This window comes from Eubacterium sp. MSJ-33 (assembly GCF_022174665.1).
Lineage (GTDB): Bacteria > Bacillota > Clostridia > Lachnospirales > Lachnospiraceae > Coprococcus_C.
The window spans coordinates 1,394,988-1,410,438 of record NZ_CP076562.1; the positions used below are offsets into that span (position 1 = coordinate 1,394,988).

Below are 15,451 nucleotides of genomic sequence, written 5' to 3' on the forward strand. Positions count from 1 at the left end.
TGTTTGCATATGCATATCCCAAACATAGTTGCAGGAATTACACATACAGAACCAGATTGCAATATACTTTTCGTATTTTCAACTCTTCTTATGCCTTAATTCTATATACTTTCCAAATTATTACATATGATAGCACAGGAGATTTGCTGAAACAACGCAAATTCTATGAACTTTTGGTGAATCTTAGGAAACGGCGGTACAACAAAAATCCGGCAATCGATGTAATAATATCCGTAACCGGAAATGTCAGCCAGAAGAAGTTTAGCCCGATTCTTGAAAATGCATACCCAAGCGGCACAAATAAAAATACCGTTCTTACCACCGTAAGCATACTGCTTGTAAACGCCTTTCCAACCGCCTGAAAGAACACCGGAAATGTCAGCGATGTCACAAGCGGAATAAAGCTCACCGCAATGATACGGAATGCCACCTTCCCGATACGGATCACTTCTGCGTCATGCGAGAATACATGCAGCATCTGTCCCGGTATCAGTTCAAAGCAAAGCACGCCAAGCATCATCAGTGACATTCCATACACAAGTGCCAGCGATAATGTTTTCTTGCAACGGTCGATCTTCATCGTCGCATAGTTGTAACTTAAAATTGGAACGATGCAGGTCTGCATCGCCCCAAGCGGGATGAAGAAAAACGCCTGCCATTTGTAATAAAGTCCAAGTACTGTCACCGCCTGATCAGAGAAGGTTGCAAGTACCATATTGAGACCAAATATATAGAACGTGTACGCAGACTGCATCAGGATATTCGGGATTCCCATCTTATAAATCTTGCGGATATCCGGCAGATATACAGATAACGCCGGCGACCTCCGGAATCCTCTGCGCATGACGATCAGCGCCGCTACGATCTGACCAACGACGGTTGCTGCCGCAGCACCTGCGATTCCCATCTTCGGCAATCCAAACATACCAAAGATCAGAAGCGGATCTAGTACGATGTTTGTAACCGCACCAGCAATCTGCGCGATCATGGGCGTCTTCATATCGCCGTTTGCCTGCAGAATCTTCGTCCAGATACTCTCCAGAAAAAGTCCAAAAGAAAAGACGCATACAATCCGTCCATACATCACAACTTCTTTGATTACTTCTGCGGACTCCGTCGACATCTTCGCGTACGCTGGCATAAAGAAGTAACAGAACACAGCGAATACTGTCCACATAAGCAGAGAAAGCGGCGTTCCGATCCCACCGATCTCGTCCGCCTTTTCATCCTCAGACAAGCCTAAGTAATGCGCCATACACGTATTGATACCAACGCCGGTTCCCACCGCAAATGCGATCATCAGAAGCTGGATTGGATAGATGATGGATAGCGCAGTCAGTCCGCTCTCGGAATACCGCCCGACAAAGAAGCTGTCCACAATGTTATAAAGTGCCTGTATCAGCTGCGCCAGCATCACAGGCGGTGCCATCTTCCATAGTATTTTACTGATTTTCTCTGTACCAAACATCTGGCTGTCTTGTTTCATGTTTTACCATTCCTCGCTGTCCCACAAGATTGTGAATGGTCCATCGTTCTCCAGCTCTACCTTCATGTCGGCGCCAAAGCTTCCACATTCTACTTTTCCAAATGTCTCCACGCACTTCGCCTTGAAATACTCATACATCTCCTCAGCAAAGTCCGGTGCCCCCGCCTTGACAAAGCTTGGTCGGTTTCCTTTCTTGCAGTCCGCATATAATGTGAACTGGGATACGACCAGCACTTCTCCACCTACATCGATAATTGACAGGTTCGTCTTGCCCTCTTCGTCTGCAAAGATCCGGAGGGTTGAAAGCTTCTTCACATAGCGGTCCGCCATCTCCTTTGTATCTCCCTCTGCCACACCGAGCAGAAGCAGATAGCCCTTGCCGATGCTTCCGATTGTCTCTCCATCTACTTTTACGGATGCGTGATTGACACGCTGTATTACAATTCGCATGATTTTTCTCCTGTTGTTCTTGTTTAATTTTTCGACAGAAATCAGATATTCTATTTTGTTGTTATCTGTCTCTGTTTCCGTCAAGTAACCCTATTATACATATGCTTTTTCCTTGTTTCAACCATGTTTTTCTTTCTCTTTTTTTCCCTTGGAGCAATCTTCCGGTTTTGCACACTTCTGCTCCTACCCGCTTGCTTTCCTTTTCCTTCCACTTGGAGTAATCTTCCGGTTTAACCCACTTCTGCTCCTACCCGCTTGCTTTCCTTTTCCTTCCACTTGGAGTAATCTTCCGGTTTAACCCACTTCTGCTCCAACCCGCTTGCTTTCCTATTCTTCCCTCTTGGAGCAATCTTCCGGTTTTGCACACTTTTGCTCCAACCCGCTTGCTTTCCTATTCTTCCCTCTTGGAGCAATCTTCCGATTTTGTACACTTTTGCCCCAATTTACCAGCTCCCGCAACTTCACCCATTGGAGCAAATTTTCTATTTTAGGAAAATTCCCCCAATCCACGCATATACTTTCTCAGGACATAGTATAAATTTCCAAAAAATCCATAAACTATATACATATCTGCATAATCTGATTAAATCAAGAAAGGACAAACCAACATGAAATTCAAAACCAACGCCATCCGCTTTCTCTTTATCTCCATCCTCGGAGTGCTGCTGCATTTCACCTATGAATGGTCGGATCAAAACCGCATCGTCGGGCTGTTCTCTGCCGTCAACGAATCCACATGGGAGCACTTAAAGCTGCTCTTCTTCCCGATGCTTCTGCTCACGCTGGTCGAGCTGTTCTCCTTCCACGAAAAAATGCCGGCAAATTACCTCTGGGCACGCACCATCGGCATCTTGTCCGGCATGATTTTCATCGTCGCAGTCTTCTATACACTGAACGGCATCCTTGGAAAAAACTACGACTGGATCAATATTGCACTATATTTTGCAGGCGTTATCTTCGCCCTCTTTGTCGAAAATGATGTCTACCGAAATGGGAAGGCAGAAAAGCTCATCCTTTCTTCCGCGATTTTGCTCCTCTTAACCGCGGCATTTTTCACCTTTACGGAATATCCGCCACAGCTCGGCATCTTTCAGGAAATGAGCAACTAAAAAGTACCCGGATCACCGAATGGATCACGGGTACGGTCTTGCGAATAAATTCTTAACAGAAAACGATATTTTTAACGTTCCTCCTTAATCATAAGCAGGCATCCGGCAAGCAACAGAACACAGGATATCCAGATTGCATGCACGCCGATCTGCATCGAGCAAATTCCCCCGGCACCGGCACCGACTGCAAAGATCAATATGATTCCATAGTAATGCAGTGCCTTGCGAAGTGCCCCCTTCTGATGCTCCCGGATATAGACGGACAGGCTCTCGGTTCCACTTCTTAGGTTACCGATGCACATGGTGCTCGCATACCCATAGCCATTGACCTTGCGGAACGTCTGTACCTGCATCGCACAGGCAAATGATACGAGCATCGTCGCCGCCATATTGAACTTCTGCGGCATAAACCCAACCGCTAATAAAATCAATATCTCAATCAAAACAACGATCTGCCGCCAGTGGATTTTTCTAGCATTCTTATAGGTATGTCCAATCCGTTCTGCCACAAGTACGCCAAATGCAAACGCAAGCACCGGGAACAAGTAGTGCAGTGCGCGCATCCATTCTCCCTGCATCAGATGCTGGCTCATCAGCACAACATTTCCGGTCTGTGCATTCGAGAATACACCGTTTCGCACATTGTATGTGTACGCATCCTGAAATCCACCCGACAACGCCAAAATCGCACTTAATAAAAATGTCTCTGATGTCTGAATCTTTGCATGTCTTGATAATGTTTCCATCATAGTCACCTCTATATATTTCTCTATTAAAATATGCATGTTGTAAACAAATCTTTTGCAACTTTGTTACATTTACGATACAACTTCGATGCAATTCTACTCTATACTGCAATCAGATTCAAGAGCAGATATCATTTAACATGTATCTTTTACCAAAGGAGCAATTACTATGACAACCTTAAATGTGCGGATTCACGCACTAGAACATAATATCGAAATCATCAAAAAACTGGCTTCAGACTCCCTGATTATCGCTGTATTAAAAGGGAATGCTTACGGACTCGGTCTAAGCAAATTTGCTACCTTTCTGCAAGCTCGGGGAATCAAAAACTTTGCAGTCACAGAATTATCTGATGCTGTAGAACTCCGCAAAAAAGGAATTTGGGGTGAAATTCTGCTTTTGACACCGCTCTATAATTCAGAAGATATCACAAATGCGATCAAATATGATATTACACTCAGTATCACGAGTGTGGAATGTGGAATGATGCTGGAAGAAACTGCTTCTTATATAAATCATTTCTGCGCACATGCACATCTGTGCATCGATACCGGTTTTGGCCGCTACGGCTTCTTATGTGAAAAAACCTCGCAGATTAGCACTATCATTAACACGGTACATGCCATGACACATGTGCAGGTCACAGGAATTTATTCGCATTTTTACGCAGCATGTTGTAAGAATGAACGCTTTGTCAAAAAACAATTTGAAGATTTTAACAACCTTTGTACAACCCTCACGGACGCAGGGATTCCACTTGGGATACGTCATATCTCTTCCTCTTCCTCCCTCGTCCGTTTTCCGTATATGAATCTGGATGCTGTCCGCGTTGGCTCTGCATTTCTCGGTCGCCTCGCTGTTTCAAATCCATATGGCTTTGAAAATGTATGCGACCTGACTGCGCGTGTAGACGACGTGTACCAGTTGCCTGCCGGTCACAACATCGGCTACGGCAAATCCTGCCGTCTGTCGAAAGCGTCTACAACCGCCGTTGTGTCAGCCGGATATTTCCATGGGCTTGGCATGACACGCGAAGTAACCGCAAAACGGCCCTCCCCGCTCCAGTTACTTCACCTCTGCAAACGTGCCTGCTTACAGAAAAAGCAAACGGCAGAGTTTGAAGGCCAAACTCTGCCAGTCCTTGGTCAGATCAGTATGAATTCGTGCATCCTTGATGTATCCAAAACGCCCATTTCCATCGGCGATTTCGTGACCTTTCGAATCAATCCGCTCTTCGTAAATTCCGCGGTTCCACGGGTATACTGTTAGATTATAAAGAGAGATCGATCGGGCCATCAAATTTATTGATCTTCACGCCATTCACAAGTAAATCGTCACTGATTTCAATCACAATACAGTTTTTACCATCGATTTTCCGTACCTCGATAGCATCTGTCTGTTCAACCGGAAGTGAAACCTCCGTCTTACCGGACTTGATCTTCAGCTTATTGCTTCCTTCGAACACATTACTCAAAAGCACCTTTCCATTCTCTTCGGTTGCCTCATCGAACGTCTTCGTAAACGCCTGAATCTCCTCTTCTTCAAACCCGCTTTCCTCTAGGATACGCGCCGTCTCTTTCTTGTCAACGACCACTTCCTCCGGGCTGTCCTTTAACTCCATCTCATGCTCCCGCATGTTGGAGTAGATTGCCTTCGCCTTGTCAAATGTCATCTCTTCTACCGCTTCAATTGCATTGATAAACATCTCATTCTGCTTGCCTGCAGTTGCAGGAATCTCACAGCCAAACACATCCATGAGCAGACTGTCATTTAACTCGGACGGTTTCTTCGTATAGTAAAGTGCTGCGTGCACATCACTCATCCGCTCATTGAATGCCGGGAATAAGAATCCATTCATCGGCATCTCGACCATCATATTCCGCATCGCATTCTCCAGACTATTATCGACCGGATTGTATATCAACCCTGCTTTCGATGGCTTGAGCGGACAAAGCAGAGTCAAATTGAACTTGTACACGACGTCGGATGCATCCTCCATCTCGATTCCGTCCGCGGTCTTTCCCGGTACATCGTAGACTCCATACACCAGCATAATATAATAATTATCCACATATGCATAAGAATCGCGGATCTTCTCAAAATACGCCTGCAACACCTGCGGATCTTTCAGCTCGCTGTTTAACACCTGCATCAGCGTATCCCGGTTTTGCACAGTGATTCCATTCTCTGTGCGAAATGCCAGATTCAACAGATTCTTGCCTATCCGCCCGGACAAGCCCTTCTTAATCAGGTCAAAATACTTGTGCTGTTCTTCCTCCGGCAGGACAAGGAACTTCCCCTGCTCTAAGACATGCATTTCCTTATTCGCATCGACATAACATCCGGCAAGTCCATGAATGCAACAGTCGTTGTTCGTCATTATCTTTTTTATCTCAGTTACTTCGCTCTGTATCATAATTTCTATTTTCTCCTTATAGTTTTCTTACCGATTCTTTCACAATATCTGCATAGCTTACCAATGTAACATTTCCCATTTTCTCCGCCTTTTCCATACATCCTTTTGTAAAACCGGTTTTAGAAAAAAGGAAATAATGTACTTTAGTGTAATGGAACAATTCACTTCGATCAACCAAAGTCTCTAACACTTCCAGGTCAACATTTTCATTTCGCCATTTACATTCTGCAAAAATAGCTGAATTTCTGTCCTGTTCTCCCACTATGTCGATTTCTGTTTGAGTTTTCTTTCTGGGATCATTACCCCACCAACGTCCTAACGACGTAAATTCAATCGGTACTTTCCCTGCAAGAAGCAATTTCCACAAATATTGTTTACTAATTTCTTCAAACACGTTACCCATATAGTCATCAAGCTGTGCTTCAATTTTTCTATAAACCAAATCTGCTGCACCTCTTGCAATAACAGAAACGTTATCTAAGACAAACCGATACCAGAAATAGAACATATTATCCTCAATCGAATAAATTGATTTTCTGGAGACCTTTTCTCCATATGGAGTTTCTTTCTTAATAATCCCAAGTTCAATCAAATTCTTGAGATATCCAGAACATACTGTAGTACTTTCCCCCACCTTTGTTGATATTTCTGACATTCTGGAATGCCCCGTTGCAACAGCCGTAATAATTGCATTATAAATTGCCGGTTCTCTTACCTCTTGTTTCAGAAGGTTCATTGGCTCCTCATAAAGAAATGAGATTGGATTCAAATACGTATTTTTAATATTTTCCTCTACACTTAGCTTATCACTCATCTGAAGAAGATATTGCGGTGTTCCTCCAACAACTCCATAAATATATGCCTTGTCCTGATCTGTTAAGCCACTTAAATACGCACAACACTCATCAAAATCAAACGGCACAATTTTCATCTGCGCTGTCCTTCTTCCATAAAGAGGTGCTTTATATGCAAGAACATGGTCCTCCATATAGGACATAGAAGATCCACACAATATAAGCATTAATTTTGTACTATCTTTATATTTGTCAATCAACATCTGCAATGTTGACGCAAGGCTTTGTGATGTTCTTGCCACATAAGGATATTCATCTATAGCAAGAATAATACGTTCATTTTCCGCCAACTTAAAACCATACTCCAAAGCGGCCTGAAAAGATAAAAAGGACGTCTCGGTTTGAATACCACTACTAGATTCAATAATGCTCTTACTGAAATTCTCCAGATTCTGTTTCTCATTGCTCTCTACGCCCATAAAATAGATTGATTTTTTTCCATCCATAAAATGATTGATTAAGGCAGTCTTTCCTACACGCCGTCGCCCATATATTACTACGAATTCAAACTTATCCGATTTATATAGTTGATCTAAAGCTTCTAACTCTTTTTCTCTTCCAATAAACATCCTTACACCCCCTTTTCATATTTTTATCATAACTCTTATTTTTATTTTAGTCAATCATACTTTACTAAATTATAAATTACTAAAAGTACATTATACAAATTTCTGCATTTTTTTCTGCAAATAAAGTTAAAAAGCAGTTATAGGGAATTAATCTGCTAATATAGATATGCCAAGTAGGTATAATAGGTATGCTAAGGTTTTCAAAACCACATAAAAGAAAAAAGCCCCAAAACCCAGTAAATACAAGGTTTTCAAGGCTTTTTCACAAGCAGGGGATGAGAGAATCGAACTCCCGCCAAAGGTTTTGGAGACAACCTAGACATCCCTCAGAAGCCTTGATTTTACTGGGTCTTTTCACTTTCAAGTTTCAAATTATTCAAAAAATTATTCAGATACAGTGATATCTATAATTATTGAATTTATTTATACCAATTTAATGTAACGTGCATATCTACATTTGTCAAATACTTTGAATAATCTTCTAATGATGAAAGCTCATAAAAAGGGAAATCCACTTTCTGATTTTATAAATATTTATTCACCTATTGCAGAACTATTGTTCTTGCTTTATTATACATATGTACCTATTCTATTTTACACGAGGGGAGAAAACCAATGAGAAAGTTTAAGACAGCAATTTTATGTACATTTATTTCTATCGCTATGTTATCTACATGTGGATGTAGCAATCAGGATTCATCAAATTCTAATGTTGCTTCTTCTACCAATGCAACTGTAACTGATGCCGGAAAAGAATCTGATATCGAAAATGTATCTACAACAGAGTTAGCAGATCTTTCAGATAATCAGGAAGTTTCTGAAGAAACTACGGAAGCTATCACAGAAGAAAACACTACTACCGAATCTGCATCTGACAAAAAACAGGAAACAACTACTTCAAATAAAAAAGATGAAGCTAAGACCGACAACAAGAAAGCAGAGACAACTCAGCAGACAACAACTCAGACTGCAACTACACAAGCACAGTCAACAACTCAGCAAAATACAGAGCATCAGCATGTATGGGTTGATCATAAGAAAACTGTACACCATGACGCTGAGTATGAAGATAGGGTTGTGACTAAGTATAAGGATGAAGTATATAGTGTACTGATTTGCAACCAATGCGGAGCAGATATTACATCTATAGGTTCAACAGCACATTATGCAGCTTCAGGGACCATGATGATAAATTGTGGTACTGATGAAAATCCATGGTGGGTGGAAGTGGAAAAATGTAGTAGTTGTCATTCTGAGTGGAGACATAAAGATGTTCCATATAATGACACTGAAAGAGTCAAAGTTAAGGATGCTTATGATGAAGAAGTGACTGATTATCAGTATTGTAGTGGCTGTGGGCAAAAAAGATAATGCTGTGGAAATTGGAAGTTATAAAAGGCAGAATAGGAGTATTTTTACTCTGACAAGGACTCAGTTGAGAAACTGAGTCCTTTCTGCTTTCAAATGGAACAGAGTTCAATAAAGATCTCTGGGGCTTTGTACCACAGAGCTACATAGAAAATGAGACAGTTAGATGAATCCAACTGTCTCATTTTTACTTGTTGTTAAACCTTCCACTTAAACGGCAGGAACTCTCCGGTTGTTACTTATATAATATACAAATTCTGAAAAAATACAACTGATTTTTGTTTCTATCAGCAACGACTAAGCAACCAATGTGTAATCTCCGCTCAAAATCAAATCATACATCTTTTCAGTGAACTGCACAGAAAGAAGCTCCTGAATATCTCTGCCAAAGGTATAAAAGGAAGCATCCAATGTCTTAATTGGTAAATCTGTTCTTTTCTTTGCATCCTCAAATGAGATTGGAGAATGGAAGCTATGATTTTCAAGCTCGTAAAAAAGCATATACCGCTTCTCTCCATTTTCCAGTTCATGAACATGGATTGCACATGGTTCAAGCAGTCTAAGGAAGCAAGATTTCATATTATAATAATGTTCCTTTTTCTCCCTATACTTACCTTCATTATCATACTTATCATTGTAATATGTTCTCTCATATCGACAGCTTAAACGCCATCTGCGATATTCTTCCTGCTTATCTCTACAGTTTTTTGCCCTCTTATTACAGCTATAAAGAGCATCTTCCAACATTTTTGATGTAATGATTTTTTGTTTTAGATTCTTAATGTACTGTGTCGATGTTGTCATAAATTTTTCCTCCTGTTCTTATCTGTGAATACTATACCTATTATGTATCTGTCCTAACTATCTCATAGACCACTCCCTTTCTGCTTCTATTTTATAGATTGTCGTCGCTGCAACGTTTTTGCAAAAATTTCTCTATTTTCTTCCAATTTTTCGCCTTTTGACTGTCTTTTCTTCCAATGGCAGATAACTTTTTATAATCCACGTCATGCATTGTGCATATTCTTCCATGATTTTTTTGATTGCCTCTGCACAACGGAATGCCTGATCGGTCATTTGCTGATATTCTGCATCTGCCTCCGAACATTGGTTTATAAGCTGTTGCAGATCTTTGATATCTGTCAACCCATGTTGCCGGATTATCCCCTGCATATAGAGGTTTCTGTCTTGGATATTTTTTTCTTCCATTTGAATCTGTTTCTTTGCTGAGATTTTTTCTTGCACATTAAATATGGTATATTTTTTGATTTTCGACTCCAATTTTTCAATTTTTTCTGAAGATTTTTTATTTGCCTCTAAAGTCCGTTCTTTTTGTCTCTCAATCTTCTGTATTGTTTCTTGAAGCATCTGCAGTTTCCCCTGTAATGGTCTCAGCTTTTGATTGATAAGCTCTTGTTCTGCATATTTATGATTTAACTCTCTCTGAAGCTCTTCCAATTTTGCCTCTGCCTGTGCAGATAACTCACGCATACGCTCTGAGATACGGTCAATCTCTTTCTGGAGCATCAAAGCCATATGGTTATATTTTTTAATGTCCTCGTTGATCTGTTTTCTGTCTGACAACATTTTTATATATCTGCTGGATGCTCCCATATGGATGGAAGGTATCTCATTTTGTCTGCCTTGATTTTTATAAGAACGGCTGTCTACTCTTGCCTGATAACCTAGTTGTTCCAAGTGCTGGTTCACTGTTATCTCCCAGTTTTTTCTTCATGTAAGCTCTGCTTCCTGACTGTTCCAGATTTCCACAATGGGGTTTCTCCGTCCATATTTGCTTGTCTTGGGGGTACGTCCCTGTCGTTCCAGTTTTTTCAGAGTTCCTTCTGTGGCTGTCATTCATACAAATTTTCCATTCAGTTTATACTTGTACTGTTTTTCCCAGCCTTCTGTCTTTTTTATCTTGTATTCTTCTGCTGTGAATGCTTTCTGTGTTCCATCTTTGACACACAGATATTCAATTTTTGACTTTGCCTGCCATTTTCCCTTTTCATCCAGAGGGCGCATTGTAAGCATGATATGCGCATGTGGATTTTGAAACTGCATTTGATTTATGTCATGTACTACATTTCCTGCTTCATCCACAGGTTGTCCATATTGATTTCTGACTGGTGGTACATGGATGGAGAAATCTGCACACATTCCCTGATTTACAAAATTCTCCTGTACATAGTCCTGTACAAGTTTAATCTGTTCTGCTTCTGTCATTTCTATGGGAAGTGCAACTTCTATCTCTCTCGAAAGCTGTGCATCTGAGGATTTCTCTGCAAGTTCCACTGCATTTCATAATTTCTCTCTGTCCTTAAAACTTTCTGGAGCCTGTACCGGCAACATTATTTCTGAATAAGCAATCCATTTTTTATTTGTATAATCATGCTCTATCCCATCATATTCATTGACAAGTTTTGTACCGCTTCGATAGGCTGCGGAAGCTACTGCTGATCTGCCAGCTTTTCTTCCTATGATTTTCACACTTAAATGATATATAGCCATAACGTTGATTCCTCCCTTCACTTCCTTGGAAGTGCGCACTTATACATCACGCCATACTGGCATGATGGTGCGCTCTGCCGAGGGCTTTGTGGCATATTTACCTATGCCCTCTCACATGGTGTTTCTCCATGATCTTCTGTTTCTTCTGCTCTTTTTCCGGGTATAATATTGCGTCCATTCTCCTGATGATCTCGGAAGCTGTCTGTTGGATTGTTTTGAGGCTGTCCTTGAACTCTCCCATTTTCTGGCTACTGCTCCACCCTGCAATATATCCAAAAGAGTAATCCGATGTATCTATGCCATAATGCTGGCAGACTGTATATGCAACACTTTCTGCCTGCACCTCTTTTGTCTTTGTATCCAGTTTTCCCTCTGTTCCTGTTTCTTCATCATGTAAAATGGCATGGCTTAGTTCATGAATTGCAGTTTTTATTGTCTGCATTTCTTCCATTCCTTCCTGTACAACAATCTTCTTTAATGTCTGACTGTAATATCCGTTGACACTTTCCTTTGCTATGTTTCTTATCTCGATTGGCACCGGGGAACTGGCTTTGATTGCCTCCATGAAATTTTGATATGCTTCTATATCTCCCTCCAATGGAGTTACTATCTGTGGCAGTTCTTTTCCTGTTGTCTGGGAAATATCAAAGACCGTTGCCACTTTATATGCAGGCACAATTACCTCTTGTCTCTCTATGATCTCTTTCCCTGTTTTTTCATCTATCTTCTTAACATCCTTTTCCACCTTATAAGGAGCAGGAGCAAGGATTCTGATTCCCTGCTCCCCTTTGTTTACCTGTCTTTGAAATTTTGTTTTTCATGCCGCGTATCCTGCCACCATTGTTGCATCTGGATTCTGCATGGCAATCAAAAGTATATTATTGAAACTGTATGGATGAAATCTGGACATGATCTTTAGATAATGCTTATACTTATCACTGTCAAACAGTTCCTTGATTCCTTCTTCCAGTTTTGTTGTGATTTCTTCAATGTTATTATTCTGTACCTGCTTCATGCTCTGCATTCTCCTTTTTTTCAGTTTCTGAAATCTCCAGATATTCCGTTTTCTCAGGAATATCACGGATTCTCATATAGATTCTGTATAACTCAAAATTATCTTCCATATTCTCTTCCCCCTATCTGCCTTTTCCTTTTGTTTTTTTCTCTGTTTTTCCAAGTGTGTTTACCATTTTATCTGCTATACTGATTTTTCGGGTAAGCGAATCATATCTATACACTTCGTTTGACAGCACATCCAGTTTTGAGGACACTTCTTTATTCACACCGTCTACCACTGATTTCAGATATCCTATGTCTGGTGCCTCACTGATTGGGAGTGCAAGTACCTCATGTCTGCTGCTTGGAATAATATAAAAATCTTCCCCTATCCGCTCTCTTACCTGGTCCATTGCTTCTGGGGATGTGAGGATTGCCGCCCCATCATATGCTGCTTCATTTGTAAGCATATATATCGGAGATGATGTCTGCCCCATATACCGTGTTTCATCTATATAGCTCTGTGGCATGTGACGACTTTTCATAATTCCACATACAACCTCTGTCAAATCTCTGCATACGAATTTTTCTTTTGCTGTATTGGCTTTAGCTGTCTGTAAGATTTCCTTCTCTGTCATTCCAACCATTCCACATATTTCTGTTGTTACCAGATAACTTCCGATATTCCCCACCTTCATTCTTGGTATGATGGCAAGATCTTCTATTCTTTCATGTGGAACCGTCTTTAATAATTCCTTATTCATCTCTCCATTTATAACTGCACAATATAAATTTTTCTGTGCATCTTGATAGGTTGGCTCTGGCACAAATGTATCATCTATCTTTTCTTCACGCATACACTCTGTATAGTTGTCTGCAACCTGTCGAGCCAGATCTTCCACGGAATCCCCCTGCATATACTTTTCATATTGATTATCCATATATATGATTGGAACTGTGTTGCAATCTCCTTCCCTGATTGCAAGCGCATCTCTTTTCCCATTTATTTTCTGCAACTGCAGTTTCTCAATGTCTGCATGTTCCAATTCCTGACTTAAATGCTTCTGAAATTCATCCATAAATTCTTCATATGTCATAATCTGTTACCTCCTTTTTTCTATAAGCCGGTTAAATGCATCTTGAAACTCTTCATCGGTCATACTGCCTGCATTTTCTCCAATTGCATTTTCTGCCATGATTCCGCGGATGATCAGACGGTGCGCCCGATTTTTTCTTTCCTGCACCTTGGCTCTGTTCTTCTGCATCTGTTCCCTATGCTTCTTCTGTAACGCTTCTAATTCTTCCTTCGTTTCCATTGTTTCTCCTTGTCGATTACATATTTTCTATGTTCTGATTGAATGTTTCTATGTCTGCTGATCGGTCTCTCAATTGTGGAATTTTATAATAGGGTGCTTTCTTGATTCTGTTATACCCTTTTGGTGTAATCAGTATCAGTTCTCCTGTATCTGGCAGTGTAACCAGATCTTCCGATTCCACAATATTTCTCTTCTCATAGGATATACTTCTATGATTGGATGCTCCCTTTCCCTGATTGTAACTGTTTTTTCTCTCTGTATATTTTCCACTCCAGCTTATGATCTTGTCCTGTGTTTTCTTGGATGTTGCAGAAAGCACAGCTACATATGCACAATTGCTGATTAAATCATCTACCTCACTTTCCCTGTATGCAGAAAGCAGTGCATCTACACTCTGCGTAACCAGTATCAGGCTTACCTTTCTTGACCGTAATGTTCTTGCTCCATCCAGCAGCCTATCCAGTTTTCCCTGTGACAGGATTCTTGGAAGCTCATCTATGATAAACAGAATTGGTTCTTCCTCTTCTTTTCTTCCTTCCAATTCTGATAATGTTTGGTTCAGTATCAACTGCAATACATCATAGTAAGCAGTCAGTTTATTCTCCTGTATGGATAGATAAATGTGCTTGCCATGATTCAGCATATCCGGGTTCATTTTTAATGGATTTTCCTTGAATGCATAATGAATGTTCTGATCTGTTGCAAAGATTGTCAGATGCATGGTTACTTCCGATGCAATACCTGATAATGTTTCTTCCGCAATTTCCAGATAAGAACCAAGAAATAATATTTCTATCTCTTCCTTTCCAAGGTTCTTTTGAATTTCCTCCAATGTTTTCTGCATTGGTTGTTTCAGGATTTCAACACATATGTCTGGAAGATTGTGATATTCTTTCTTATAGTAATAGATAAGGAGACCTGTCAAAAGCTGTCTGGCTGACTGCTTCCAGAAAGTATCACGCAATTCTGCCGGCATTGGTATCAAAGAAACTGCCGTGATCTGCATACATTCCATAATCTCCTGCTCTGTTGAATTTTCATTTAATTTGTAAAATGGATTATACCCATATGTTCTTCTGTCATTGGGATTGAAGATTATGTTCTCTTCTGTTCCAAGCTTTGCTGTCTTTCTGGATAACTCCCCCTTGATATCAATGGCTAGTAAACCAATATTGGGATTGGATAACAAAGTCGGAATGATGAGACAGGAACTTTTTCCAGAACCGGAACCACCGATAATCATGATATGTCCATCTGTCTGTAAATCTTTTCTTACATATTTCCCTTGGTATTTTCCCAATATGATTCCTGTGGGTTCTCCAGACAGGTATCCCTTATCCACAGGTGGATATTTCGCTCTGTCTCTAAGGCTTGTCTGATATGCTGGATCTAATTGATGATTCATGGAATCAAGCATTCCAAACTGCCGTTTTCCGTTTTTCTTTGCCGTTTTATTTTGATTCCATATATAGATTGTAGGCAGAAATGAAAAGAATAAAAACAGCAGTCCTGTCTTTGTATCTTTCTGCAGTTCTGAAAGTGTTTTATTCATGATCTGCATCAATCCATACATGCTAAAAGGCTGCGTCCACAAGCCTGTGTAAAACAGCCAGTTCAGAATCTTCATAT

At 40.6% G+C, this 15,451-nt stretch carries 18 protein-coding genes and 1 pseudogene; 3 read left to right on the plus strand and 16 right to left on the minus strand.

All coding sequences use genetic code 11. The features are described 5' to 3' along the window. Positions 1–163: 163 nt before the first annotated feature. From KP625_RS06480 to KP625_RS13560, 3 genes are all read right to left on the minus strand, one after another. Positions 164–1,486 carry an MATE family efflux transporter gene (locus tag KP625_RS06480; protein ID WP_238299833.1) on the minus strand — a complete coding sequence of 441 codons (1,323 nt, stop codon included), beginning with the start codon at positions 1,484–1,486 and terminating at the stop codon, positions 164–166. 3 nt (positions 1,487–1,489) lie between these two features. Continuing rightward, positions 1,490–1,936, minus strand: coding sequence for a D-aminoacyl-tRNA deacylase (gene dtd / locus KP625_RS06485; RefSeq protein ID WP_238299834.1), 447 nt, complete (start codon positions 1,934–1,936; stop codon positions 1,490–1,492). A 230-nt stretch (positions 1,937–2,166) separates the two neighbouring features. Beyond that, on the minus strand, positions 2,167–2,301 hold the full coding sequence (locus tag KP625_RS13560) for a hypothetical protein (protein WP_255731694.1): 135 nt from the start codon (positions 2,299–2,301) through the stop codon (positions 2,167–2,169). A gap of 243 nt (positions 2,302–2,544) precedes the next feature. Between KP625_RS13560 and KP625_RS06490 the strand changes: the two genes are divergently transcribed. Beyond that, the gene (locus tag KP625_RS06490) at positions 2,545–3,045 is read left to right on the plus strand and encodes a DUF6512 family protein (RefSeq protein WP_238299835.1); all 501 of its coding nucleotides are present in this window, start codon (positions 2,545–2,547) and stop codon (positions 3,043–3,045) included. Positions 3,046–3,116: 71 nt separating this feature from the next. Here the strand turns inward: KP625_RS06490 and KP625_RS06495 are convergent, their stop codons facing one another. After that, positions 3,117–3,794: a YoaK family protein gene (locus tag KP625_RS06495; RefSeq protein ID WP_238299836.1), complete on the minus strand. Its 678-nt coding sequence runs from the start codon at positions 3,792–3,794 to the stop codon at positions 3,117–3,119. Between the two features lie 166 nt (positions 3,795–3,960). Between KP625_RS06495 and alr the strand changes: the two genes are divergently transcribed. Then, entirely contained in the window at positions 3,961–5,061 is a 1,101-nt protein-coding gene (alr, locus tag KP625_RS06500; RefSeq protein ID WP_238299837.1) for an alanine racemase, read from the plus strand. A gap of 1 nt (position 5,062) precedes the next feature. Here alr and KP625_RS06505 read toward each other — a convergent pair whose 3' ends face one another. Then, positions 5,063–6,208, minus strand: coding sequence for a DUF4317 domain-containing protein (locus tag KP625_RS06505; protein WP_238299838.1), 1,146 nt, complete (start codon positions 6,206–6,208; stop codon positions 5,063–5,065). Positions 6,209–6,224: 16 nt separating this feature from the next. Next, positions 6,225–7,631, minus strand: a complete 1,407-nt coding sequence (locus KP625_RS06510; protein WP_238299839.1) for an ATP-binding protein — start codon at positions 7,629–7,631, stop codon at positions 6,225–6,227. Between the two features lie 615 nt (positions 7,632–8,246). On the opposite strand from KP625_RS06510, the gene KP625_RS06515 reads away from it, so the two are divergent. Then, positions 8,247–9,002, plus strand: coding sequence for a hypothetical protein (locus tag KP625_RS06515; protein WP_238299840.1), 756 nt, complete (start codon positions 8,247–8,249; stop codon positions 9,000–9,002). A 294-nt stretch (positions 9,003–9,296) separates the two neighbouring features. Here KP625_RS06515 and KP625_RS06520 read toward each other — a convergent pair whose 3' ends face one another. The 10 genes and pseudogenes from KP625_RS06520 to KP625_RS06555 all read right to left on the minus strand — a co-directional run bounded on the left by KP625_RS06520 (position 9,297) and on the right by KP625_RS06555 (position 15,449). Then, positions 9,297–9,803 carry a hypothetical protein gene (locus tag KP625_RS06520; protein ID WP_238299841.1) on the minus strand — a complete coding sequence of 169 codons (507 nt, stop codon included), beginning with the start codon at positions 9,801–9,803 and terminating at the stop codon, positions 9,297–9,299. A gap of 132 nt (positions 9,804–9,935) precedes the next feature. Then, on the minus strand, positions 9,936–10,709 hold the full coding sequence (locus KP625_RS06525; protein WP_238299842.1) for a MobA/MobL family protein: 774 nt from the start codon (positions 10,707–10,709) through the stop codon (positions 9,936–9,938). Positions 10,710–10,730: 21 nt separating this feature from the next. Beyond that, positions 10,731–10,856: a hypothetical protein gene (locus KP625_RS13565; RefSeq protein WP_255731695.1), complete on the minus strand. Its 126-nt coding sequence runs from the start codon at positions 10,854–10,856 to the stop codon at positions 10,731–10,733. After that, positions 10,857–11,510, minus strand: a pseudogene (gene mobQ / locus KP625_RS06530) (MobQ family relaxase). It lies immediately after the preceding gene. A gap of 97 nt (positions 11,511–11,607) precedes the next feature. Next, complete coding sequence (locus tag KP625_RS06535) at positions 11,608–12,255, minus strand: ImmA/IrrE family metallo-endopeptidase (RefSeq protein ID WP_238299843.1); 648 nt, start codon at positions 12,253–12,255, stop codon at positions 11,608–11,610. Between the two features lie 72 nt (positions 12,256–12,327). Continuing rightward, the gene (locus KP625_RS06540; RefSeq protein WP_238299844.1) at positions 12,328–12,525 is read right to left on the minus strand and encodes a hypothetical protein; all 198 of its coding nucleotides are present in this window, start codon (positions 12,523–12,525) and stop codon (positions 12,328–12,330) included. Continuing rightward, entirely contained in the window at positions 12,506–12,634 is a 129-nt protein-coding gene (locus tag KP625_RS13570; protein ID WP_255731696.1) for a hypothetical protein, read from the minus strand. The genes KP625_RS06540 and KP625_RS13570 overlap by 20 nt, the downstream gene beginning before the upstream one ends. 12 nt (positions 12,635–12,646) lie before the next feature. After that, the gene (locus KP625_RS06545) at positions 12,647–13,603 is read right to left on the minus strand and encodes a DUF5688 family protein (RefSeq protein ID WP_238299845.1); all 957 of its coding nucleotides are present in this window, start codon (positions 13,601–13,603) and stop codon (positions 12,647–12,649) included. Positions 13,604–13,609: 6 nt separating this feature from the next. After that, positions 13,610–13,822, minus strand: coding sequence for a DUF3847 domain-containing protein (locus KP625_RS06550; protein WP_238299846.1), 213 nt, complete (start codon positions 13,820–13,822; stop codon positions 13,610–13,612). Between the two features lie 16 nt (positions 13,823–13,838). After that, positions 13,839–15,449: a type IV secretory system conjugative DNA transfer family protein gene (locus KP625_RS06555; RefSeq protein WP_238299847.1), complete on the minus strand. Its 1,611-nt coding sequence runs from the start codon at positions 15,447–15,449 to the stop codon at positions 13,839–13,841. Positions 15,450–15,451 lie beyond the last annotated feature (2 nt).